The organism is Mycobacterium sp. IDUB_5 (assembly GCF_055419565.1).
In genome coordinates, this window is record NZ_JBVAXX010000006.1 from 24,562 (window position 1) to 47,646 (window position 23,085).

General features: G+C 68.0%; 19 protein-coding genes. 12 read left to right on the forward strand and 7 right to left on the reverse strand.

The genetic code is table 11. From position 1 onward, the window contains the following. Positions 1 to 9: 9 nt before the first annotated feature. Entirely contained in the window at positions 10 to 507 is a 498-nt protein-coding gene (locus ACZY1G_RS20100) for a nitroreductase/quinone reductase family protein (protein ID WP_463817120.1), read from the forward strand. Between the two features lie 47 nt (positions 508 to 554). Continuing rightward, on the forward strand, positions 555 to 1,973 hold the full coding sequence (locus tag ACZY1G_RS20105) for a DUF2252 domain-containing protein (RefSeq protein ID WP_463817119.1): 1,419 nt from the start codon (positions 555 to 557) through the stop codon (positions 1,971 to 1,973). Positions 1,974 to 1,986: 13 nt separating this feature from the next. Here ACZY1G_RS20105 and ACZY1G_RS20110 read toward each other — a convergent pair whose 3' ends face one another. Continuing rightward, positions 1,987 to 2,865 carry a lytic transglycosylase domain-containing protein gene (locus ACZY1G_RS20110; RefSeq protein ID WP_463823642.1) on the reverse strand — a complete coding sequence of 293 codons (879 nt, stop codon included), beginning with the start codon at positions 2,863 to 2,865 and terminating at the stop codon, positions 1,987 to 1,989. 196 nt (positions 2,866 to 3,061) lie between these two features. On the opposite strand from ACZY1G_RS20110, the gene treS reads away from it, so the two are divergent. Next, positions 3,062 to 5,281, forward strand: coding sequence for a maltose alpha-D-glucosyltransferase (gene treS, locus ACZY1G_RS20115; protein WP_463823439.1), 2,220 nt, complete (start codon positions 3,062 to 3,064; stop codon positions 5,279 to 5,281). A gap of 11 nt (positions 5,282 to 5,292) precedes the next feature. Here the strand turns inward: treS and ACZY1G_RS20120 are convergent, their stop codons facing one another. Then, positions 5,293 to 6,537, reverse strand: a complete 1,245-nt coding sequence (locus tag ACZY1G_RS20120; protein ID WP_463823440.1) for a sulfotransferase family protein — start codon at positions 6,535 to 6,537, stop codon at positions 5,293 to 5,295. Between the two features lie 31 nt (positions 6,538 to 6,568). Here ACZY1G_RS20120 and ACZY1G_RS20125 point away from each other — a divergent pair, with 31 nt between their 5' ends. Both ACZY1G_RS20125 and ACZY1G_RS20130 read left to right on the forward strand, forming a co-directional pair. Beyond that, positions 6,569 to 7,144, forward strand: a complete 576-nt coding sequence (locus tag ACZY1G_RS20125; RefSeq protein ID WP_463823441.1) for a TetR/AcrR family transcriptional regulator — start codon at positions 6,569 to 6,571, stop codon at positions 7,142 to 7,144. After that, on the forward strand, positions 7,141 to 8,256 hold the full coding sequence (locus ACZY1G_RS20130) for a DUF1214 domain-containing protein (protein WP_463823442.1): 1,116 nt from the start codon (positions 7,141 to 7,143) through the stop codon (positions 8,254 to 8,256). The genes ACZY1G_RS20125 and ACZY1G_RS20130 overlap by 4 nt, the downstream gene beginning before the upstream one ends. Positions 8,257 to 8,262: 6 nt before the next feature. On the opposite strand, the gene ACZY1G_RS20135 is transcribed toward ACZY1G_RS20130, so the two are convergent. Further along, positions 8,263 to 8,694 (reverse strand): VOC family protein, encoded by a 432-nt coding sequence (locus tag ACZY1G_RS20135; RefSeq protein ID WP_463823443.1) that lies wholly within the window; start codon positions 8,692 to 8,694, stop codon positions 8,263 to 8,265. Between the two features lie 113 nt (positions 8,695 to 8,807). Further along, the gene (locus ACZY1G_RS20140) at positions 8,808 to 10,271 is read right to left on the reverse strand and encodes an FAD-dependent monooxygenase (RefSeq protein WP_463823444.1); all 1,464 of its coding nucleotides are present in this window, start codon (positions 10,269 to 10,271) and stop codon (positions 8,808 to 8,810) included. An 89-nt stretch (positions 10,272 to 10,360) separates the two neighbouring features. Between ACZY1G_RS20140 and ACZY1G_RS20145 the strand changes: the two genes are divergently transcribed. Beyond that, positions 10,361 to 11,008, forward strand: a complete 648-nt coding sequence (locus ACZY1G_RS20145; protein ID WP_463817111.1) for a TetR/AcrR family transcriptional regulator — start codon at positions 10,361 to 10,363, stop codon at positions 11,006 to 11,008. A gap of 19 nt (positions 11,009 to 11,027) precedes the next feature. Here the strand turns inward: ACZY1G_RS20145 and ACZY1G_RS20150 are convergent, their stop codons facing one another. Both ACZY1G_RS20150 and ACZY1G_RS20155 read right to left on the reverse strand, forming a co-directional pair. After that, on the reverse strand, positions 11,028 to 11,825 hold the full coding sequence (locus ACZY1G_RS20150) for an aminoglycoside phosphotransferase family protein (protein ID WP_463823445.1): 798 nt from the start codon (positions 11,823 to 11,825) through the stop codon (positions 11,028 to 11,030). Then, a complete protein-coding gene (locus tag ACZY1G_RS20155; RefSeq protein WP_463823446.1) occupies positions 11,825 to 12,991 on the reverse strand; it encodes an LLM class flavin-dependent oxidoreductase in 1,167 nt (388 codons plus the stop codon). Before ACZY1G_RS20155 ends, ACZY1G_RS20150 begins: the two co-directional genes overlap by 1 nt. 67 nt (positions 12,992 to 13,058) lie before the next feature. Here ACZY1G_RS20155 and ACZY1G_RS20160 point away from each other — a divergent pair, with 67 nt between their 5' ends. Continuing rightward, a complete protein-coding gene (locus tag ACZY1G_RS20160) occupies positions 13,059 to 14,429 on the forward strand; it encodes an APC family permease (RefSeq protein WP_463823448.1) in 1,371 nt (456 codons plus the stop codon). Here the strand turns inward: ACZY1G_RS20160 and ACZY1G_RS20165 are convergent. Further along, positions 14,426 to 17,047 (reverse strand): ATP-binding protein, encoded by a 2,622-nt coding sequence (locus ACZY1G_RS20165; RefSeq protein WP_463817106.1) that lies wholly within the window; start codon positions 17,045 to 17,047, stop codon positions 14,426 to 14,428. The genes ACZY1G_RS20160 and ACZY1G_RS20165 overlap by 4 nt on opposite strands. A 59-nt stretch (positions 17,048 to 17,106) precedes the next feature. On the opposite strand from ACZY1G_RS20165, the gene ACZY1G_RS20170 reads away from it, so the two are divergent. Genes ACZY1G_RS20170 through ACZY1G_RS20190 form a run of 5 tightly spaced genes read left to right on the forward strand, consistent with a single transcriptional unit; the run spans position 17,107 to position 23,073 of the window. Continuing rightward, positions 17,107 to 17,487: a DUF4242 domain-containing protein gene (locus ACZY1G_RS20170; protein WP_463817105.1), complete on the forward strand. Its 381-nt coding sequence runs from the start codon at positions 17,107 to 17,109 to the stop codon at positions 17,485 to 17,487. Between the two features lie 50 nt (positions 17,488 to 17,537). Continuing rightward, positions 17,538 to 18,236: a PAS and ANTAR domain-containing protein gene (locus tag ACZY1G_RS20175; RefSeq protein ID WP_463817103.1), complete on the forward strand. Its 699-nt coding sequence runs from the start codon at positions 17,538 to 17,540 to the stop codon at positions 18,234 to 18,236. Between the two features lie 30 nt (positions 18,237 to 18,266). Further along, positions 18,267 to 18,632, forward strand: a complete 366-nt coding sequence (locus tag ACZY1G_RS20180; protein WP_463817102.1) for an STAS domain-containing protein — start codon at positions 18,267 to 18,269, stop codon at positions 18,630 to 18,632. Continuing rightward, complete coding sequence (locus tag ACZY1G_RS20185; RefSeq protein WP_463817100.1) at positions 18,629 to 22,762, forward strand: SpoIIE family protein phosphatase; 4,134 nt, start codon at positions 18,629 to 18,631, stop codon at positions 22,760 to 22,762. The genes ACZY1G_RS20180 and ACZY1G_RS20185 overlap by 4 nt, the downstream gene beginning before the upstream one ends. Further along, positions 22,762 to 23,073, forward strand: coding sequence for an STAS domain-containing protein (locus ACZY1G_RS20190; RefSeq protein WP_463817099.1), 312 nt, complete (start codon positions 22,762 to 22,764; stop codon positions 23,071 to 23,073). The genes ACZY1G_RS20185 and ACZY1G_RS20190 overlap by 1 nt, the downstream gene beginning before the upstream one ends. Positions 23,074 to 23,085: the final 12 nt, after the last annotated feature.

The following is a 23,085-nucleotide window of genomic DNA, read 5'->3' on the forward strand; positions in this document are numbered from 1 at the left end:
GGGACTGACATGGCTGACACCGACGCCGCCGCGAACACGGCCGACCATCGTGACTGGATGGGCCAGCATCTCACCATGTATCTCGAGTCGGGTGGTGCACAGGGCCACATCGTCGACCTCAGTTCGGTCGGTGGCCGTGCAATGACCACGCACTGTCTGATCAGGTACACAGGACGGAAGTCGGGCAGGAACTACGTCAAGCCGCTCATCTACGGCAACGTGGGCGGGGAGATCGTGGTCGTCGCGTCGAAGGGTGGGGCGGACACGCACCCGGAGTGGTACCTCAGCATCCTGACCAACGAGACCATCGGTGTGCAGATCGCCACCCAGGCCTTCGAGGCCACCTGGCGTGAGCCGGAAGATACTGAGCGCCACAATGTTTGGGAGTACATGAGCCACCTCTACCCGCCCTACATCGCCTATCAGCGGTCAACGAGCCGGCACATACCGTTGCTCATGCTCACGCCGGTGAGGCCGGTCGATGTGTTCACCCCCTCGTCCATCTGATCGGTTCACCTACCGCGGCGCCCGCGACCCGCGCACCATGGAGCCCGATGACGACTGTTGAGCCAACCCGGCACACCGTTCTGGCCGAGACGGACGGCGCGGCGTACCACTCCCTGAGACAACAACCGGTGACGCGAGCAGAGCGCTACGCGCTCGGGAAGAGCCTGCGCAAACGGGTGCCTCGTAAATCGCTCGCGGACTGGACCCCTCCCGCCGACAGGCCGGACCCGGTGTACCTCATCGAGGAGAACCATCGCGGCAGGGTGGACCTCCTCGTTCCGATCCGGGTGGGACGCATGGTCGCCTCGCCCTACGGATTCCTGCGCGGCAGCGCCGTTGTGATGGCCGAGGACGTCGCGCATCTGCCCGCCACCGGCATCACGCCGGTGGTCTGCGGCGACTCCCACCTCGGCAACTTCGGTTTCTACGCATCACCTGAACGTGATCTGGTCATCGATCTCAATGACTTCGACGAGGCCCACCCCGGCGCGTGGGAATGGGACCTGCGCCGCCTGGTCGCCAGCATCTGGGTGGCCGGCCGCCACAACGGCTCGTCCGAGGAGGACTGCGGGTGCGCGGTGCGCTCGTGCGTCGCGGCATATCGCAACGAGGTGCGCCGCCTGGCCGACGAGCCGCTGTTCTCGCGGTCTTTCGCTCGCCTCGACGTGGACCGCCTGGCTGGAGAAGCGCACGGGCCGCTGGCCGACGAGGTGCGGCGCTCGGCCCGGCGTGCACGCCACCGCACCAGCGACCGTGCCCTGCCCCGATTCACCGAGGAGGTCGACGGCGTCCGCCAGATCGTCGAGGAGCCGCCGCTGATCACACGCCTGCCCGAGCGGGAAGCCGATGCGCTCGCCGAAGCGCTCGACGACTACCTCCCGACGCTGTCCACGCACTGGCGCCGGGTGCTTGGGGGGTACACCCTGATCGACGTCGCGCACAAGGTCGTCGGTGTGGGCAGTGTCGGTCTGCGTGCCTACGTGGCTCTGCTGGAGGGCTCGTCTCCTGAGGACGTGGTCTTCCTGCAACTCAAGCAGGCGCGCCGCTCGGTCCTTGCGCGGTACGTACACGGCGAATCGGCGTGGCACGCACATCAGGGTCAGCGGGTGGTCGAGTACCAGAAGGCGCTGCAGACGGTCAGTGATCCGCTGTTGGGGTGGACGACGGTCGACGGCCTGCAGTTCTACGTGCGGCAGTTCCGCAACATGAAGGGCACCATCCCGTTGGATGCCATGGACCCCGCAGCGCTCATCGACTACACCGCGGTGGTCGGCCAGCTGCTCGCCAAGGGGCATGCGCGCACCAGCGGGGCGTCGATGATCGCCGGGTATCTCGGCCGCTCGGAGAAGGTGGACAAGGCCCTGTGCGCGTTCGCCCGGCGATACGCCGACCAAACCGAAGCCGACCACGCCGCGCTGGTGGCGGCCGTCGACCGGGGCAGGATGCCCGTCGAGCGCGGCGTCTGAGGGCTGACGAAAGTCAGCGTCCGGCACCAGGTTTCGATGCGAGGTAGTCCTCAACCGGGATCGGCTCGGTGGCCGCGTAGTCGTCGGGCAGCAACACGTCACCGGCGGTGGTGTTGACGTACACACCCCACTGGAAGTAGCCGCGCAGTCCCGCCGGGTCGGCGGCCAGCACCGTCGCGTAGTCGTTGACCGCCCGCACGTACTGTCGCGAGTTGTTGTACCGGTACAGCGCGTAGTCGCGGTCGCGTGCGAAACCATTGGCGGCGAGGTAGCGGCCGGCGGCCATGACGGCGTCGCGAGGCGCGTGAATGTCGCCGCCTGCCCCGTACGCCGCGAACGTCGCCGGCATGAACTGCATCGGGCCCTGCGCCCCGGCCGTGCTGACCCCAGCCACCCGTCCGAACGCGGTCTCCACGAAGTTCACCGCCGCCAGCACATGCCAGTCGACCCCGAAGGCTGCCTCCGCCTCGCGGTAGTAGCCCATCAGCTCCTCGACGGGCCGCGGCGCGACGATCCGCCACGCAGGCAGGGTCGCCCGGGGCCGCGCCATGGCCCCGAGTTGGCGGCGCGCATCGATGTTGCGGTCATAGGTGCCCAGCAATTCGGCGGGCACGCGCGACCGGGCGAGCGCATCCCACTCGGGATGGCGGGCGAGCAGCCGGTAGGCCGATTGCTGGCGGCGGCCGGCCGTCGTGACCAACACGTCGGACGCCGCAGGGTCACGCAGGGCCTGTTCGTCGGCGACGACGCCGTCGGCGAGACCGACCGGTTCGCTCGCCAGCACCCGCGGTGCCGGCGCGACGGCCGGCGGCGGTGCCGATGTCGTCGCCGCGGGCGGAGTCGGCGCGGACGAGCAGCCAGCCAGCGCACACGTCGCGACAAGCAGCGCCAGGACACGATCGCGGCGACATGCTGTTGTCCTGCTCAGGCCGAACTCCTCTTCTCTCGCATCGAGTCGATCCCCGGCCGCCAGTATCGTCGTCACTGGCGATCGCGCCACAGTATGCGTCCGGCGGTTTCCGGCCACGATGCGGTGGCAATACGGGCTGGAATGTTCGACCAGGATCGCCACGATGAGGAGGAGATGCATGTCGGAGTTGGAGGTCACCGACGAGGGACACGAGTCGGTCGAACCCACCTACGCCGAGCACCTTCACCCGGCGCGTCCGCGAACGCTGCGGTTCCGGCCGCGGGTCAAGACGCCGTTCGTGCGCCGCTCCGTGGCCCAGGACGGCCCGGCCAACGGCAAGAACCCCGCGTATGTGGAGTGGTTGCGCGCCCAGTCGATGCTGGCCGACGCCAACGAGATCAGCGCCCAGTTCTCGGGTCAGGGTTCGATGTGGCAGAACCCTTTCGCCACGCCGAATCCCCGGGGTGCTGTCGACACCGCGTCGGTGTGGTTCACCGCCTACCCGCTGTCCCTGATCACTCGGCCTGAGGAGTCGTTCCTCAAGGCGATGGCCAGCGAGGACATGTGGAAGGCGTTCGCCGAGATCGGCATCGAGGCCATCCACACCGGCCCGGTCAAGCGCGCGGGCGGCATCTCCGGATGGCAGTACACCCCGAGCGTCGACGGGCACTTCGACCGGATCGGCACGCAGATCGATCCCGCATTCGGCACCGAGGACGAATTCCGGCAGATGTGCGCCACGGCCGCGTGGTACGGCGGCACCATCATCGACGACATCGTCCCCGGTCACACCGGCAAGGGCGCCGACTTCCGGTTGGCCGAGATGAAGTACGCGGACTACCCGGGCATCTACCACATGGTCGAAATCGACCCGCGCGACTGGCACGAGCTGCCCGACGTCCCCGCAGGCGCCGACTCGATCAACATCGACGCGGCCACCGAGGAGTGGCTGGACAAAGCCGGCTACATCATCGGTCGGCTTCAGCGCGTCATCTTCTACGCCGAAGGCGTCAAGGAGACCAACTGGAGCGTCACCCGCCCGGTCACCGGTGTCGACGGCGTCGAACGCCGCTGGGTGTACCTGCATTACTTCAAGGACGGGCAGCCGTCTATCAACTGGCTGGACCCCTCGTTCGCCGGCATGCGGCTGGTCATCGGTGACGCCCTGCACTCACTGGCCGATCTGGGCACCGGCGCGCTGCGCCTGGACGCCAACGGTTTCCTCGGCGTGGAGAAGGCCGCGGCAGAAGGGTCGTCGGCGTGGTCGGAGGGTCACCCGCTGTCGGAGGCAGCCAACCACCTCATCGCCAGCATGGTGCGCAAGGTCGGCGGGTTCACGTTCCAGGAACTGAACCTCACCATCGACGACATCCGCCAGATCGGCGAGGCGGGTGCCGACCTGTCCTACGACTTCGTCAACCGCCCGGCCTACCACCACGCCCTCGCCACCGGCGACACCGAATTCCTGCGGCTGACATTGCGTACCACGCTGGAACTGGGCGTCGACCCCGCGTCGCTGGTGCACGCGATGCAGAACCACGACGAGCTGACCTACGAGCTGCTGCACTGGGAGAACGGGCACCGCGACGACGTCTACAGCTTCCGGGGCGGGGAAGTCACCGGCGAGCAGATCGCGGCCAGCGTGCGCAGCGACCTCGTCGCGCATCTGACCGGACCCGACGCGCCGTATAACCGCACCTTCACCACCAACGGAATCGCTTGTACCACAGCGTCTGTCGTCTGCGCGGCGCTCGGTGTGAAGGATTTCGACGAGATCGACGACATCGATCCCATCCGGCGCGCCCACCTGCTGCTCGCGATGTTCAACGCGCTGCAACCAGGAGTGTTCGCGCTCTCGGGCTGGGATCTGGTCGGGATGCTGACGCTGCCGGTCTCCGACGTCGCCGAGTTGGTGGCCGGGGGCGACACCCGCTGGATCAACCGCGGCGCACACGACCTGATGGGCATCAACCCGCATGCGCGTCAGTCCATCGCGGGAATGCCGGTGGGCCGCAACCTGTACGGCCCGATTCCGCAGCAGCTCGCCGACGAGACCAGCTTCATCCGCCAACTGCAAGCGATTCTGAAGGTGCGCTCGCACTACGGCATCGCGACCAGCCGCCAGCTCGACATCCCCGAGGTGTCGCACCGCGGCATGCTGGTGCTGGTGCACGAACTCGAGGGTGACGGGCGCTTCCAGCTCACGGTGCTCAACTTCGCCCAGGAGCAGATCGCCGGCACCGTGCGCTCGGAGCATCTGCCCCCGGGTGCGGTGGTGTCGGACATGTTCAGCGGCAACGAGATCGCGACCGTCGACGATCTGCACAGCTTCGCCACCGAGATGCCGCCGCTGCACGGGATGTCGCTGCTGGTGGAAGCCCCCGCTGTATCGGAATGAGCGGGCAGTGATCAGGTGAGAAAGCGCTCGGTGTAGCCACCGAATCGGGTGGCGAGTTCTTGCTCGTCGAGCCCGAACATCGCGCTGGTGCAGGCCACCCGGCCGAATCGATTGCGTTGGTGCGCAGCCAGATAGCTGTCGATGGAGGTGCGTGCCTCGTCGGTCATCGGTTCGCCGGCGAGCCCGTACACGCGCTCGGCGACACCGCGTTCGTCGGTCATGAACGACTCGAAGTCGACATCGGTCGACTGTTCGGGACCCAGCACGTCGCGATCGCGCACCAACGCAGCGAGCATCTGTTCCAGACGATCGGTCCACGACGTGGCGATGGCCTGCACTGGCGGTGCGGCGCTGTACATCCGGGCCGTGTACACCACCATCGCGACCATGGAGACCGCCACCGGAACGGGATCGCGGTGCGTACACACCACGACGGCGCCGGGGAAGACGCGCTGTAGCACGGGGAGCTGCTCGAGGTGCTGCGGAGATTTCAGCAGCCAGCGGCGTCCGCCGCGGAGGAACTGCATGGCCTTGAGCTGCGTGCGCAGATACTCGTAGTGCGGCGTCTGATCGTGGGCGAGGTAGTAGTCACGCCAGGGCGGTACGTGCGCGAGCGTCTCCATCAGCATCGTGGAGAAGTCGTTGGCCAGCAGCTGGATCTCTTCGTGCACGTGCTCGCTCGTCATCTCGTGCATGGCCCGGAAGTGGGGGAGCAGCAGGTCCATCATCGACACCGCCATCTCCATGCGGGCCACCCGCGGGTCGGGTTCGACACCGATCTCGGCCGGTGCGGGAAACGGTTCGGCGCTTTCCCAGTACGGCATCGTGCGGAATGTCGGGCCGGCGGCGAGCATGTTGTGCAGGTGTGTGGTCCCGGTGCGGGGTAGCCCCGCGATGACGACCGGCGGGGTCAGCTCGATGTCGTGGATCTCGGGGTGTCGGCGCAGGAGGTCGGTGAGCAGTAGCCGGTTCTTCAACCACTGCGAGAGCTGGGCGAAGAAGTTCACCCGTCCGCAGTCGTGCATGTCGTCCAGGCCGGCCAGCGCGCCGAGGTAGACGTCGAGGCGTTCCCGGTAGTCGTCGGCGCCGAAGTCGTCGAGACCGGTCGCATCCCGCGCGGCTGCGTGCAGCGCGTCGGACGTGAGCGCGCAGCCATCGGCGACCGAGGCGATCATCTCCCGAACCTGTTGAGCCTCAACGCTATAGCACGGTGCAGCCAGGTCGGTCAGCTCGATGACTGCAGGTGTGGTGTGCATCACAGGCAATTATGTTACTCTTGGTCACGTAATGACGACAGAGCTCGGCCGGCCTCGGGACCGGCGTATCGACGACGCCGCGCTGGCCGCCGCCGCCGAGATGATCGCCGAGGTGCCCTACGCCGAGCTGTCGGTCGGCGCGATCGCGCGCCGCGCAGGCACCAGCAAGCCCGCGATCTATCGGCGCTGGCCGAGCAAGGCGCACCTGGTGCACGAGGCCGTGTTCCCGATCGGCGAGGCGACCCAGATCCCGTCGACCGGCTCGCTGGCCACCGACATCCGCGAGATGGTGCGTCGCGTCGCGGCCTTGCTGACCGCCGCCCCGGCGCGCGCCGCCATCCCGGGGCTGATCGCCGAGATGGCGGCCGACCCCACCCTGCACTCCGCGCTGCTCGAACGCTTCGGTGATGTGATCACCCGTGGCCTCGGCGATTTCCTGCGCGATGCCGTCCAGCGCGGCGAGGTCCGCGCGGACGTCGACGCGGCAGAGCTCGCCGAGGCCGTTGTCGGCATCACGATGCTCTCACTGCTGACACGCACCGATACCCCCGATGACGGCTGGCTCGACCGCGCCGCCACCCTGATCACGAGAGGAATCGCCACGTGAGCGCCGAATCCACTACCGCCTGGCAGGAATTGGTCCAGACCCTGGGTGAGCTCGACCGCGGCTTCATCGAGGGTGACCGTGCCGTCGTCGACGACCGCCACCTCGCCGATGGCTACCGGATGATGGCCACCACACTCGGAGTCGCCTTCGACACGTACCTGTTCGCTGAGCGCAGCCGGCCTCAGTTCGTGGAGCTCAACACGCCATTTCGCCGAGACCGTCGCTGGGGAGGCGACAACACCGACGCGTGGTATCACCTGTGCCCGGTCGACGAGAACCGTCGTTACCGGATCAGCGGCAATCGTGCTGACAGCGTGTACTTTTCGGTGACCGCCTACAACGAGCCGGCATCGGGCAGCTGGTCGGATCGGATCGTGGACATCGTCAACGATTCCGACCTGGAGGCCAGCGGTCGCATGGACGCCGACGGTGGCTTCTCGTTCGAGATCGGGCCGTTGCCGGAGGTGGCGGTGCTCGTGACCCGGGATTATCAGGCCGATCCACTGACCGGGAGGCCGGTGCGCTGGCACATCGAGGCACTCGACGAGCCCGACCCGATCCGGCATTCAGATGCCGAGACCGCCGCATCGCTGCGCGCCTGCGCGGCCTGGCTGCGCACCATGTTCGCCATCGTCCCGTTGGCCGTCGGTGCCCGGGTCGACGATGCGCACGCGCTCGGACACGTTACCGGCAACATCGCCAACGAATTCGGCGAGCCGTACCAGGTTCCCGACGCGAACTTCGGGTGGTCGGCCCGCGACGCCTGCTATGCCTACGCGAGCTTCGTCCTCGACGACGACGAGGCGCTCGTCGTCACCCATCGCCCGCCGGCTTGCCGCTTCTGGAATCTCGTGGTGTGGAACCAGTTCATGGGCGGCCACATCGTCACCGACGCCCGAGTGTCGATCAACGGCGCGACCGCTGTGCCCAACAGCGACGGCTCGGTGACCGTGGTGATCGCGAAAAGCCAGACAGCACATCCGAATGCGATCTCGACCGTCGACTACCCGCGTGGCAACCTGGCGTTCCGCTGGTTTCACGCTGAGCGGGTGCCCACGCGGCCGGACGTCGCACTGGTGAAGCTCGCCGACGCGCCGACGCAGGTGACCTGACGCCGCTCAGTCCAGCGGGGCGGTCAGCTCGATGTTGACGTCGTCGGGATCCTGGAAGGACAGGATCGCGATGCCGGCCTCTTCAAGGACCGTGATGGCCCCGTGGGGAATCCCCGCCTCTGCGAGCGCGCTCTGGGCCGCCGCCAGTTCCGCACGGCCGGCGACGGCGAAGCTCACGTGATCCAAGCCGATGTGCTGTGGATCGAAGTCGCCGCTGCCGCCGGGGCGCAGCCCGAACAGTGTGCCTTGCGGCGTCTGATACACCGCACCGCCGAAGAAGCGCTCGGCTGACTGAGCGACACCCGGGTCGTCGGCCATCGAGGACGCATCCACCACCAGCGGCCAGCCGAACACCGTGTCGTAGAACTTCTTGGAGCGCGCGATGTCGCTCACGGTGATGCGGACATGGGCGAACCCGGTGCTGTCGACAAGAGCCATGCCGTCCGGAGTACCCGCCTGGAGATAGCTCCGGGGGCTCAGCGGAGCGTATTCATCGAATCGTCATCTGACTTCGGTCGCTCGTCTCATCGCGCGGGCTCGGGCCCGAGGCGCTACGCGAACCACTTGTCGAGTGCATCCACGAGTCCCGCGGAGGAGCTGTCCGCCGCCCAGGCGATGTGGCCATCGGGTCGGACCAAAACGGCCTGCGGCGCCGCCACCTCGCCGATGACCGGGAGCTCCCAGCTTCCGTTGTAATGCACGTCGTATGTCGACACTTCGTCCGACCAGGGCGTGATGTCGACATCGAATGATCGGCCACCGAACTTGAGCAGGACTCCATTGCCCTGGTGCAGGAGCGTGAACACCCGGGTGGGGCCGGAAGGGGTCTGCAAATCGAGGTCTGGCATGCGGCGGCCGAGCAACGGGTGGTCGCCCCCGTGGTCGCTTCCGAGGTCGTAGTGGATGTCCAGACCGCACATCATGGCCGCCACCCAGATACGAGGTTCGTCCATGGCGAGCAGTTCGCACACGGTGTCGCGGAGAGCGTCGATGCGTTCCCCCGTGCCGTTGAGAGCGGTTTGGGCCATGGTGTTGTGCAGAACGCGCGCCGCGACGGGGTGCCGTTCCGCGTGGTAGGTATCGAGGAGTTGTTCACCGAATGCGCCACGCACGACGCGAGCCAATTTCCATCCAAGGTTCACCGCGTCCTGGATACCCGTATTGAGGCCTTGGCCGCCGATCGGGAAATGGATGTGCGCGGCGTCACCGGCCAACAGAACGCGGCCGGCTCGGTAGGTCGCTGCTTGTCGGGTTGTATCGGTGAAGCGGGAAATCCATGTGGCACTGCGTAATCCATAGTCTGTTCCGCAGACGGCAATCAACTGCTCACTGAGGTCGGCCAGGGTGGGTTCGGCGGTGTTTCCGACCTGCGCTTCAGTCACCATCACCCGCACGGTGTCTTGGCCGTGAAAGGTGAAGAACGAATGGAACCCGCCTCGTCGGTGCAGACCCCACGGCGGCACGGAGTCCATGTCGACGTCGGCGACCAGACAACTGGTCGAGGCGCCCCACCCTGGGAAGGCGATCCCGGCCGTCTTACGGATGGAGCTGCGACCTCCGTCGCACCCCACCAGGTATTCGGCCCGAAGCGTTGACCCATCCGACACCGCAGCGTGAACCCCGGTCTCGTCCGCGGCGAAGCTGGTGACCTCACGGCCGTAGTGCACGGACACGCCCAGTTCGGCAACCCAGTCCGCCAGGATCGTCTCGATGCGGTACTGCAGCAGTCCGAGCCCGTAGTGATGCCGGGTTGGCAGATCGGAGACGTCGAAGAACAGTCCTGCATAGTGGACGTTCTGACCCGTGGTCCCTTCGGCGATGAATCGATCGGCAATGCCACGCTGATCGAGCACCTCGATCGTGCGCGGTGTCATGCCACCCGCACGCGAACCCGCCAGGTCGCGATCGACTCGACGTTCGACCACGGCGACGTCGGCTCCCGCAAGCGCCAACTCGCCAGCCAGCATCAGTCCCGTCGGGCCCCCGCCGACGACTACCACCTGGTGCTCTGTCACATCTCACTTCCAAGGTAAACAATGTTTACCATCGAAGTGTGAGGCTATCCGAGCGCTCTGTCAACACGTCCGATCTACGCTGGGCCGCAATGGTCAAGCGTGGATTAACCCGTGACGCGCTGGTGGCGCTCGCTCACGAATACGTTGGCGCCAACGGACTCGACGCGCTGACGATGCGCCGGCTGGCGGCAGCTGCCGAAGTAACTCCTGGGGCGTTGTACAAGCACTTTCGGGACCGCAAGGACCTCCAGCGTGCGATGGCCGACGCGATCTACGCCACCATCGATCTCTCCGACATCGACTGTGCTGTCCCATCGGTCCAGCAGGTGAAGGTCTGCTGCGAACGAATGCGCCGCGCCATGATGGCATTTCGGGACGGCGGACGCATCATCGCCGGCTCCTACGCGCCCTTTGCTGCCACGCTCAATCTGTCGGCGACGCTCATCGAGCTCCTGAGCGCAGTCACGGCACCCCAATTCAGCCCAGGCCAGCTTGCAGCGTTGTTACGTTCCTACACAACCGGATTCGTTATCGACGAGCAGGCCTTCCTAGAGCTCGAAGCCACAGACGAGTGGGACACGCTGCTTCAGCAGATCGCCGACAGCGGCCACCCTCGGCCCGCTGAGGCTGATGACCTCATCGCGATACTCACCGGTGACCGTGACCGGCGGTTCGACGCCGGGCTCGACATGATCCTCACCGGACTCGTGCGAGCCGGCTCGGCTCTACCCGACTAGACGGAATCTCTCACGCCGGTCAGTCCTGGACCGCTTTGGCGATCGCCAGGTATCGCGTCACCTCATCCGCGCGGGAGGCTCGGGCGGCCGCGCGCACCATGCGCACGATCACCCAGGCACGGGCGCGATCCTCGTCGAGACCCGCGACATCGACCAGTGTCCAGAAGCGCGCTCGAACACCGTCGCGCACCCGCCCGGCAACCTCGTCCCAGCGATGGGTGAGCATCGGTGCCACCTCGTCGTTGCGGTCGCCGTTGACCGGGCGGGGATCGACGGCCAGCCACGGCGTACGGTCGGCCGCGCGCACCGACGTGAAGTGGAGGTTGCCGTGCATCACCACCTCCGCGGCGCCGCCGGCGAGCAGATCCCGACCGAGGATCTGCGCCTGGTCGACCAGCCGGCGCGGTACGGCCGTACCGGCATGTCCCGCGCCGTCGAGCCAGCGCCGCAATGCGTCTGCCGCCGAGGGCAGTTGGGGCATCGCCGGGACATGGAGCCGCGCGTAGAGGCCGGCCACCACCTCGCAGGCGTCGGTGTCGCTCAGCGTCTCCAGCGTGGCCGGGCCGGCCCGCTCGGTCAGCACCGCGTGGCGGTGCGGGTCCGCACGGAGCAGTCGGACCGCGCCGTCGCCGGCCCACCGTCGCAGTACCAGATGTTCGTCGGCAGACGCCGGTGAGCCGATCTTGAGCAGGGCGGGTGCGCCGTCGGCGGTGCGCACCGGGAGGGTCAGCGCGTCGGCGTCTTCGTCGGCCCGTCCGTCGGCACGCAGCCGCCACTCGTCGACCAACTGCGGTACCAGGTCAGCCCGATCGGGCACTACGGCGCGGCCGGGGATTGTTTGGCGTGTTGTTCGGCAGCGTGGTCCTCGATCGCCTTGCCGATGGCATGCGCTGCACGGTCGACGAATTCGCGCCCACTTGCGGTGACCCACTCCTGCGACGCGCGGGGTGCGGTGAGCTGACCGGTGAAATGCGGGATCACGTACTGCGCGAAGAGTTCGTAGCTGCGCAGCTTGGCCGCGGGTGGGGCCCAGTCGTGGTCGAACAGCAGGAACGCCCCGAACCCGCCGTCGCTGGCCTCGATGAGTTCCTCGATCTTGGCGACCGCGTCCTCCGGCGTGCCGATCACCGCGAAGCCGGACTCGTGATTGTTGGCCACGATCTCGGACACGGTGTCGCCCTGCACCGGCCCCGCGGGCAGGATGTGGCTGAAATACCTTGAGAATTCGGCGATTCCGTACGCGACGTCGCGCTCGGCCTGCTCGCGCGTCTCGGCCAGATGCATAGGGCCGACGAGGCGCCACTTCGACCGGTCCGCGACGTGCCCGTGCTCGAGTGCCACCTCCTCCCACGTCTGCCAATGCTGGGCCAGTAGATCCATTCCCTGCCGGGCGGTCGCCGCGATCGACAGCATCCCGATGCCGTGCTTGCCCGCTCCGCGTGGCCCGGTGGGGGAGAACGAGGCTGCGACCGCGACGTCGAAGCACGGATCGCTGTAGGGCGCGAGCTGCAGCCGGGCCTCCTGCAATGTGAAGCCGTCGGTGTGCATCGTGACGGTCTCACCGCGCAACAACCGCATGATCGCTTCGAGGCACTGCTCCATTCGGGGGCGCTGCTCGTCGGCCGGGATGCCCAGCATGTGCGCATCGGAGGTCAGCTGACCCGGCCCGCAGCCGAGCATCACCCGCCCGCGGGTCAGGTGGTCGAGCAGCACCATGCGATCGGCCAGCATCAGCGGGTGGTGGTAGGGCAGGGAGCTGACACCGGTACCGAGCTTGATGTGCTTGGTGCGCTCCGCGGCAACGCCGATCATGACTTCCGGCGAGGCGATGATCTCGAATCCGGCGGAGTGGTGTTCGCCGATCCAGGCCTCGTGAAAGCCCAGCCGGTCCATGGCGACGATCAGGTCGAGGTCGCGTTCGATCGCGAGCGTCGGATTCTGCCCGGTGGGGTGAAACGGTGCCATGAAGTTCCCGAAGCGCATCCGACCATTCTGCGGTGTCGCTCGATTCCTCGGGCCTAGATGGCGAGGCAGCGGGTACTGAGATCCGATGGCATCCGATACCGACCCGGCGCGCGACACCGACACCGGGTCGACGAAGCTGGCCCGCCGCATCACGGGCCCTCTGCTGTTCCTGTTCATCCTCGGTGACGTTCTCGGCGCGGGGATCTACGCGCTGATGGGTGTGCTGTCGCAGGAGGTGGGCGGTGTGCTGTGGGCGCCGCTGGTGATCGCCTTGGTGCTGGCGCTGCTCACCGCAGGGTCCTACGCCGAACTGGTCACCAAGTACCCCCGCGCGGGAGGAGCGTCGGTGTTCGCCGACCGGGCGTTCGGCAGACCCCTGCTGTCGTTTCTGGTCGGCTTCTCGATGCTCGCCGCGGGCGTGACCAGTGCCGCCGGACTCGCGCTGGCGTTCTCGGGCGACTATCTCGCGACGTTCGTCGACGTACCCGTCGTCCCTGCGGCGTTGGTGTTCCTGCTGTTGGTCGCATGCCTGAACGCGCGGGGTATCTCCGAGTCGCTGAAAACCAACGTGGTGATGACGGTCGTCGAGCTGTCCGGCCTGCTGATCGTCATCGCGGTGGTGGCGGTGATGCTCGGCCGCGGTCAGGGCGACGTCGGTCGCGTCGTCGAGTTCCCGGACGGGTCGACCCCGGCGCTGGCGATCCTGGGCGGCGCGATCATCGCCTACTACTCGTTCGTCGGGTTCGAGACGTCGGCGAATGTCGTGGAGGAGATCAAGGATCCGAGCCGGGTGTATCCGCGGGCGCTGTTCGGTGCGTTGATCACAGCGGGGGTGATGTACGCACTGGTCGGTGTGGCCAGCGCGATCGCGCTGCCGGCGAGCGAATTGTCCGAGTCCTCGGGCCCGCTACTGGCCGTCGTCGCCGCATCCGGCGTCGGTGTGCCCGACTGGGTGTTCAGCCTCATCGCGCTGATCGCCGTGGCCAACGGCGCGTTGTTGACGATGATCATGTCGAGCCGTCTCGCCTACGGCATGGCCGAGCAGGGTCTGCTGCCGACGGGGCTGACCCGGGTCTTGCCCCGCCGCCGCACGCCGTGGGTCGCTATTGTCGCGACCACCGCGGTGGCGATGCTGCTGACCCTGGTCGGCGACCTGTCCACCCTGGCCGAGACCGTGGTGTTGCTGCTGCTGTTCGTGTTCCTGTCCACCAACGTCGCGGTGCTGGTGCTGCGTCGTGACGAGGTCGCCCACCGGCACTTCCGGGTGTGGACGTTCGTGCCGGTGCTCGGCGTCGGTTCGTGCCTGCTCCTGTTGACCCAACAGAGTGGGCAAGTCTGGCTGTTCGGCGGGATCCTGTTGCTGGTCGGCGTCGTGCTGTACGCCATCGCGCGCAGGGTGACGCAGCGACAGTCGGCTACGTCGCACACACGGGCCGACGACCGCACAGGGGTCTAGAGCGGGGCGGACGGCCGGGGGAGCAGTCCCGCCTCGTGGGCGCGACGTACCGCGTCCCGCCGGCTCGTGGCGCCCAGCTTGGTGAGGATCGCCGACACGTGGTGATCGACCGTCTTCACCGACAGGAACAGCCGCTCGGCGAGCTCGGCGTTGGTCAGCCCGTCGCCCAGTAGGCGCAGTACCTCCACCTGCCGGCTGGTCAGCCCGGCAGGATGGGCGAGGGTGCTGGTGCGCCGCGGCCCGGGAACGCCGGACATGCCGGCCGCGCGCAGGTTGGCGCGCATCCTCGCGGCGATCGCGTCGGCCCCGAGCCGGTCCAGCATGTCAAGCGCCCGGCGCGACAACAGCGGGTCAGCGGTGGAGCCACACGCCAGCGCGGCCTCGTAAGGGCTCGACAGCTCCTCGAATGCCCGCGCTGCGTCGTCGAGTTGGCCGTCGAGAAGCAGCGCATACGGTTCGGCGACGCCGGCGGTACCGGTGACCGGCATGCCCAGCCGGTGCAACCACACGGCGAGATCGCCGCGCGCCCACTCCAGGCCGCTGTGAGAACCGCTGTCCCGCAACAGAACCAGGCAGTGATCCAGGTGTGGGTCGGGCTGGCCGGTCACCCAGCTGCGTTCGGCGAAGGCCGACGCGACAGGCAACATCCGCACCAGCTCTCCGAAGCGCTCGGCGAGCTCCCAGGCCTGATCGATCAGTCCGCTGTCACCACCGTCCCGACGCAACGCGACGAGGCCGCGGATGAGCAGGGGCCACATCCTGGCCAGCGGGGCGCTCGGGCTGCGCAGCACCGAATCGGCGTCGGCCAGCGCGGCGGCCCAGTCGCCGGTCAGTAGTCCGAGTCTGCTGCGCGACCCGACCTGCACCATGCGGCAAATCGGCAGATCGTGTTCGACCATCAGCGGGATGCTGTGTCGGAGCAGCTCTGCGGCCGGCCCGAGCCGTCGTTGCTCGACGTCGAAGTGCGTGAGGTTGGTGTATCCGCTCGAGTAGATCTCGTCGATGTGCCGGGGTGCTGCCGCCAGGACGGCCAACAACCGGTCCCGCGAGTGCGCTCGCCCGGACAGGATGCCGCAGTACTGACCGATCAGCTCCACCCGTGCCGTCAGATCGGTGTCGGCGACGGCGGTGGCGATGTCGCGCGCACCACGCAGGATGCGCTCGGCGTCCTCGATGCTGTTGGCCTGCACCGCAAGGAATGCCTGCATGGCAAGACCGTGCCCGAGCTGACAGAGTTGCGTTGAATCGCATTCGCCGGCAAGTCTTTCCAGCGCTGCCACGGCATCGGCGGCGTGTTGCTCAGCCGCGGCGCGGTTTCCGCTGTACCACTCGTAGACAGCGAGGGCGTGGTGGTTCGCGCTCACCGCGGCCGAGTCGCCCAGGGCGCGGCGCAGCAGCAGGGCCCGTCGGCTGGCGGCGATCGCATCGCTGAGCCGGTCGGTCAGGTAGTACTCGGGGGCGAGCAGCTCGAGAAGCTCTGCCTCGACGGCGTCGGAGAGCAGCCCCCCTTGTTGCAGGGCCAGCTCGAAGAACTCGCATGCCTGGGTGTGCGCCCCCGTCCGCGCGGCCGCCCGGCCGGCGTCGGCCGCGGCCGCGACGGCCAGCGTCATGTCCCCGGCGCCGAGTGCGTGGTGGGTGAGCACTGCAGGGTCGGGCGTCGCGACGGTGCTCAGGGCCTCGACGAATCTGCGGTGCAGGCTCGGTTGCGCGCCGGGCGGGAGCGCACCGGCGACGGCGCGCCGGCAGAGGTCGTGGCGGAACGCCACGCCACGGACGTCCCGCCGGATCAGCTTCGCCTGGTGGGCCGCGCGCAGCGCGGGCAGCGTCACACCGAGCCCGACCAGCAGCTGATCGCCGATCGCGCCCGGGGCGCAGGTCAACAGTTGCAGGAGGTCCCACGTGTCGGCACCGAGGTCGGCGGTGCGGGCCAGGATCGCGTCGCGCACCGTCGTTGGCAACTCTGCGCCGTCAGAGCAGTCCTGGTCGAGCATCTCGCAGACGAAAAACGCGTTGCCACCGGTGATCCGGTGCAGCCACACCGGGTCGACATCACGCGTGCCCACCAGCGCGGTGACGGCGTCCACGTCCAGTGGGGGCACGGTCAGCGTCTGTGCATGCGCGGAGCGGGCGACGTCTCCCAGGAAGCCTCGCAGTGGATGGGTCAGGTCGACCTCGTCGTCGCGCAGGATCCCCACGATCAGCAGCGTCGACTGCGCGGCCCGGCGCAGCAGGAAGCGGCACAGGTCGAGGGTGGCCTGATCCGCCCACTGGAGATCGTCGAGGACCAGGATCGCGGGCGAGCTGCGCAGTTCGTCGAACATCGACACGAAGATGTCGTACGGCTGCTGTCCCTCGGCGAGTTGTCGACGGGTGGGCGGACTCAGTTCATGGGCGACGTCATGAACCGGTCCGAGTGGCCTCGGGGTGGACAGCGGATCGCAGGCGCCCCACAGGACGCGGGTGTGCTCGCCGACCCCGGCGGCGAACTGCTCGACGAAGGTCGTCTTGCCGGCGCCGGACTCCCCGCACACCAGCACCGCGCCACCATGACCGGCGCGCGCCCTTGCGTGCATGGCCGCGAGCTGCTCGTACTGCCGCTCGCAGCCGGTGAGCGTCACCCAGGAATCGTATCGGCAACCTGCCGACCGTCACCTAGGTAAATGGGGAGGTTCTCCCGATGACCGTGGTCGCCGTATCGACCAGAGTCGACGACGTCCGGCACGGGCCGGACCACGAGAATCGAGAACAGGAGAGGCTCATGCAGAGATTCCTCATCGAGCGGCACATCCCCGGGGCATCGGAGCTGACCGAGGAACAGCTGGCGACCATCGCCTGCACGTCCAACGCCGCCGTCGACTCCCTCGGCGTCCCCTATCGCTGGGTGACCAGCTATGTCGCGGGGGACAAGATCTATTGCGTACACGAGGCAGACGACGAGGACGCCATCCGTGAGCACGCCCGCCGCGGCGGGTTCCCGGCTGACGTCGTGGTCACGATCGCGCACGAGTTCGGGCCGCACAGTGCCGAATCGGGCACCACATCTGCTGTCGGAACATGACTTCTGAGCAGAAGGCCGATCCGGCGGAGGGGTGATGGGATAATGGCGGCATGCCGGAATCCGCCCGCGCCTCCGCCTCGTCTTCCGGGCCGCCGTCGGCCGGACCGTCGTCGTCGACCAGTCAGCTGCCGGCCGGCGGATTCCGCTTCTGGTTCGTCGGGCAGCGCTGGGAATGGTCGGATGAGGTGGCGCGGATGCACGGCTACGAACCCGGCGCCATCGAGCCGACCACCGAGCTGTTGCTCTCCCACAAGCACCCCGAGGACCGCCGGCCCGTCCAGGAACTGCTCGACTACGCGTTGCACTTCGGCGGCTCGTTCAACAGCAAGCATCGCTTCGTCGACACCGGCGGCGTCGAGCACGACGTGATCGTGATCGCCGATCGGATGTACGACGACGAGGGTGCGGTCGTCGGCACCGAAGGCTATTACGTCGATCTGACCGAAACCCTCGACAGGGAGCGACGTGCGGCGCTCGACGAGTCGCTGCCCGATCTCTTCGAAGCCAGAGCGGCCATCGAACAGGCCAAGGGCGCACTGATGCTGGTCTACGGCGTGGACGCCGATCAGGCGTTCAAGCTGTTGCTGTGGAGGTCGCAAGAAACCAACACGAAGCTGCGAGCACTGGCGGCGCAGCTGGTGTCCGAGCTGAGTGCGGTTACGGTCGACAGCGGGGGTGTACGCCGCCAGGTCGACCATCTGATGCTCACGGTGCACGAACGGGTCGGCTCGAACGCCGAGCGCCGATGATGGGGCCGGTGATGGTGGATACGAAGGTGTGTGGGGTTGCTGGACGTCGTACAGGATGTTGACGGTGGCGCGGTGGTGGTGTGCGTCCGCGGTGACGTCGATTCGAACTCAGTCGGTGCGCTCGTCGATGCGCTCGACGGCGGTCTGTCCACCGGCGCGACGGCCCCGACGAAGGTGTTGATCATCGACCTGACACGGGTGACCTACTTCGGCAGCGCAGGGTTGAACGCCGTACTGGGCTGCTATGAGCGGGGCCGCGACGTCGGCGTCGCGGTTCGCGTGGTCGCCGACAACCCGGAGGTGATCCGGCCGATCGAGGTGACCAAGCTGGACACCGTGCTGCGTCCCTTTCCCTCCGTCGCGAAAGCGTTGGCAACGGACGCCGGTTCGCTGTGACGTCTCCCGGCCCGTTCACCGATGGCGGCGAGATCGGCCGGGACCTCGCTCGGGTGGACTGGGCCGCCACTCCGCTGGGTCAGCCGCAGCAGTGGGCACAGAGCCTGCAGACCGCGGTCAGCATCCTGTTGTCCTCGCGGTTCTCGATGTGGATGGCGTGGGGTCCAGAGCTGACCTTCTTCTGCAACGAGGCCTACCGCCGGGACACGTTGGCGCGCAAGTACCCCTGGGCGCTCGGCCGGCCCGCGCGCGAAGTCTGGGCGGAGATCTGGGCCGACATCTACCCCCGCATCGAGCACGTGATGTCCACCGGCGACGCGACCTGGGACGCTGCGCTGCTGCTGTTCCTCGAACGCTCCGGTTACCCGGAGGAGTCCTACCACACGTTCTCCTACAGCCCGCTGCGCGACGACACCGGCACCGTGGTCGGTCTGCTCTGCGTCGTCAGCGAGGACACCGTGCAGGTGATCGGTGAACGTCGGATGGCCACGCTGCGCGATCTGGGCTCCGATCCCAGTGTCGCCCGCACCGAAACGGAGATCCTCGCGTTCGCCGATCGGCAGTTGAGCCACAACCTTCGGGACCTGCCGTTCACGCTGACGTACCTCTTGGACGCCGACGGAATTGGGCGCCTGGCAGGGATGAGCGGGATCGGAGCGGATCATCCCGCGGCGGCGGCAGTCATCGCAGCGGACGGTGACATCTGGCCGGTCGCGCCGGCCGCGGCAGGCCAGACGATCGTCGTCGATCTCGACGACTTCCCGCCCATGCCGACCGGTGACTGGCGAGAATCGCCCACCCAGGCGTTGGTGACCCCGCTCCTGCAGCAGGGTGGCGGCGCGCCGGTGGGGTTCCTGGTGGCCGGACTGAACCGCTATCGACCGCTCGACGAGGGCTACCGCGGCTTCGTGACTCTGGTAGCGGGCCACCTCGCCGCCGGTGTCAGCCTGGCCCGCAGCTACCGCGCGCAACAGCGCCGGGCCGAGGAACTCGCCGAACTCGACCGGGCGAAGACCACCTTCTTCTCCAACATCAGCCATGAGTTCCGCACGCCGCTGACCCTGATCCTCGATCCCGTGGCCGAGCTTCGGCGCCGCGAGGATGTCGACACCTCCACCCGTGAAGAGCTCGACGTGGTGTGGCGCAACGGGTTACGGCTGACCAAACTGGTGAACACCCTCCTCGATTTCTCGCGCATCGAAGCCGGCCGGGCGCAGGCGACCTATGTGCCCGTCGATGTCGGTGCGGCGACCGCGGAACTGGCGAGCGTGTTCCGGTCCGCCGTGGAACGGGCGGGGTTGACGTTTGCGGTGGATTGCGCGGCGCTCGATCAGCCGGTCTACGTCGACACCGACATGTGGGAGAAGATCGTTTTCAACCTGCTGTCGAATGCCCTCAAGTTCACGTTCGACGGCACGATCTCGGTCTCCGTCCGCCAGGACGGCGACGGGGCGTTGATCACCGTGTCGGACACCGGGACCGGGGTGCCGACCGACGAGATCCCGCGCCTGTTCGAGCGGTTCCATCGCATCGAGAACGTCGCGGCCCGCTCGCACGAGGGCAGCGGTATCGGGCTCGCGCTGGTCAAGGAACTCGTCGAATTGCACGGCGGGACCATCGATGTGGACAGTACCCACGGCGTGGGCACCACCTTCGACATCCGGCTGCCGTTCGGCACCGATCATCTCCCTGCCGAAGCGATCGCGTCGGAATCGGTCCGCCGCCTCGGCGCCTCGGCGGACGCCTACGTCGAAGAGGCGATGCGCTGGCAGGGTGAAGCGGACACCGACAATCGGTTTACCGCAACGGTTTCCGGCGCTGACGCACCGCAGTCGCCGCTCTCCGGGGCGCCGGTTCGGGTGCTCGTCGCCGACGACAACGCCGACATGCGGGACTACCTGACCCGATTGCTGCGATCCGACGGTTACGTGGTCGACGCCGTCACCGACGGTGTGCGGGCGCTGGAATCGGTGCGCGCCAACCCCCCGGAGATGGTGATCAGCGATGTGATGATGCCGGGGCTCGACGGGCTCGCCCTGGTGTCGGCCCTGCGCGCCGACCGGCGAACCGCCGCGGTCCCGGTGCTGTTGCTGTCCGCCCGTGCCGGGCAAGAGGCGTCCATCAGCGGTCTTCAGGCCGGGGCAGACGACTACATGGTCAAGCCGTTCGCCGCGGCCGAACTGCTGGCCCGCGTGCGCACCAATGTCGAACTCGCCCGCCTCCGTGACCATCACGCGCGATGGCGCACCGCGCTGGTCGACTCGCTGCAGGAGGCGTTCTTCCTGTGCGACGAGGGCGGCTCGGTCATCGAGATCAACGGCGCGTTCACCGACATCCTCGGATTCGACGCGTCCGGCCTGCCGTATGCGCCGGTGTATCCCTGGTGGCCGTCGGCCGACACGGACGCCGACGCCCACCGCGAGGTCGCCGAGGCGTTCGGCAGCCTGATGGACCAGCCGCACGGCACCATCAATCACGTGCCCGTCACTCACCGTGACGGGCACCGGCTCTGGGTCACCGCGACGTTCACCCACTCCGAGGACCCGGACACCGGCCGCAAGGTGGTGGTCGGCACCATGCGTGATGTCACCGCCGAGCACTACCTGGTTCAGCGCGAGTCCGCGCTGGCGTCACTCAGTGATGCTCTGGCACAGGCGGATACGCTCGGCGACGCGGTGCGGGCCGCCGCCGAGCAGCTGCGTGGCGTCTGGCACGCCCGCCGGGTGGTCGCCGTGACGTTCCCGGCGGATGGCTCCGGATCACGCTCCAGCGCACCACATGTCGTGAGCGCCGGGGAGAGTGTCGCAGGCTGGGGCGGATTGTCCGAGCGTGCGCAGCGCGCGATCACCACGCTGCGCGACGGCGATTTGCTGGACCCGGCTACCTCGGAGCCCGGGTCGGCCGGGGTGGCCATGCAACACCCCCGCGGCATCCTGGTGATCCACATCGAGCTCCTCGAGCAGCGCCGGTTCACCGCCGAAGACCACACACTGCTCACGGTGCTCGCCGGCCGGCTCGGTCAGGGGCTGCAGCGGGTACACCAGATCGACCAGCAGCGCGAGACCGCGCTGGCGTTGCAGCACGCGATTCTCGGGCCGGCCCTCTCGACGGGGTTCGCGGTGCGCTACCAACCCGCCACCCGGCCGCTGCAGGTCGGCGGGGACTGGTACGACGTCGTCGACCTCGACGACGGCCGGATCGGGTTGATCGTCGGTGACTGTGTCGGGCACGGACTGGCCGCCGCGACGGTGATGGGTCAGCTGCGCAGTGCGTGTCGGGCCCTGCTCCTCGAGCATCCCAGCCCTGCCGCGACGCTGTCGGCGCTCGACCGCTTCGCCGCGCGCCTTCCCGGGGCGCGGTGCACCACCGCGTTCTGTGCGGTCCTCACCCCCGGGACCGGCGAGCTGACCTACTCCTGCGCCGGGCATCCGCCGCCCATTCTGGTTTTCGCCGACAAGACGACAGAACTGCTCGACGACGCCCGCTCCACACCGCTGGCCGTCAGATACGGGCAGCCGCGCCCCGAAACGCGCGTCACGATGCCGCCGCGTGCCACCCTGCTGCTCTACACCGACGGCCTGGTCGAGCGCCGCAGGGAATCGATCGACGACGGCATCGCCCGCGCCACCGGCGTCGTCGGTGCTCATCGCGGCACCGCGCTCGACGAATTGGCCGACGTGATCATGACCGGGCTGGCGCCGGACAGCGGTTACGACGACGACGTGGCGCTGCTGCTCTACCGGCAGCCCGCGCCGCTGGAGATCGACATGACCGCCGACGTGGCCGAGCTGGCGCCGAGCCGCGCCGCCCTGCGGACGTGGCTCGGGAGCGCAGGTGTCAGCCAGGAGCAGACGCTCGACGTGCTGATCGCGGTCGGTGAGGCGGTGGCGAACGCGATCGAGCACGGCCACCGCGACGACCCCGGCGGGACGGTCAGCCTGCATGCCAGCGCGTTCGCCGACCACCTCCAGGTGACGATCCGCGACACGGGCCGCTGGAAACCGCAGGCCGAGACGCCGGCGATCCATCGGGGACGCGGCCTCGGGCTGATGCATGCCCTGATGCAGGATGTGTCCATCGACTCCCAGACGACCGGCACCACGGTGCACATGCAGGCGAGGATCGCGTGATGGCCACTCCGCTGGAGGTGCACACCGACCGCCGCGACGACGGCACAACAGTGGTGGCGGCGGCAGGCGAACTCGACCTGAGCAATGTCGCCGTGTTCTCCGAGGCCCTCGGCGCTGCGGTGCGCACCGGCGACGAAGCCCCGGTGCGCGTCGATCTGACCCGGATCGAATATCTGGACAGTGGCGCCATCAACGTGCTGTTCGACCATGCCGACGCCATCGATGTGCTCGTCAACCCGATCCTGATGTCGGTCCTGACGGTCAGCGGCCTGGACAAGGTCACGACGGTGCAGGCCGCGCCGCCCCAGTAGTTCAGACGGCCC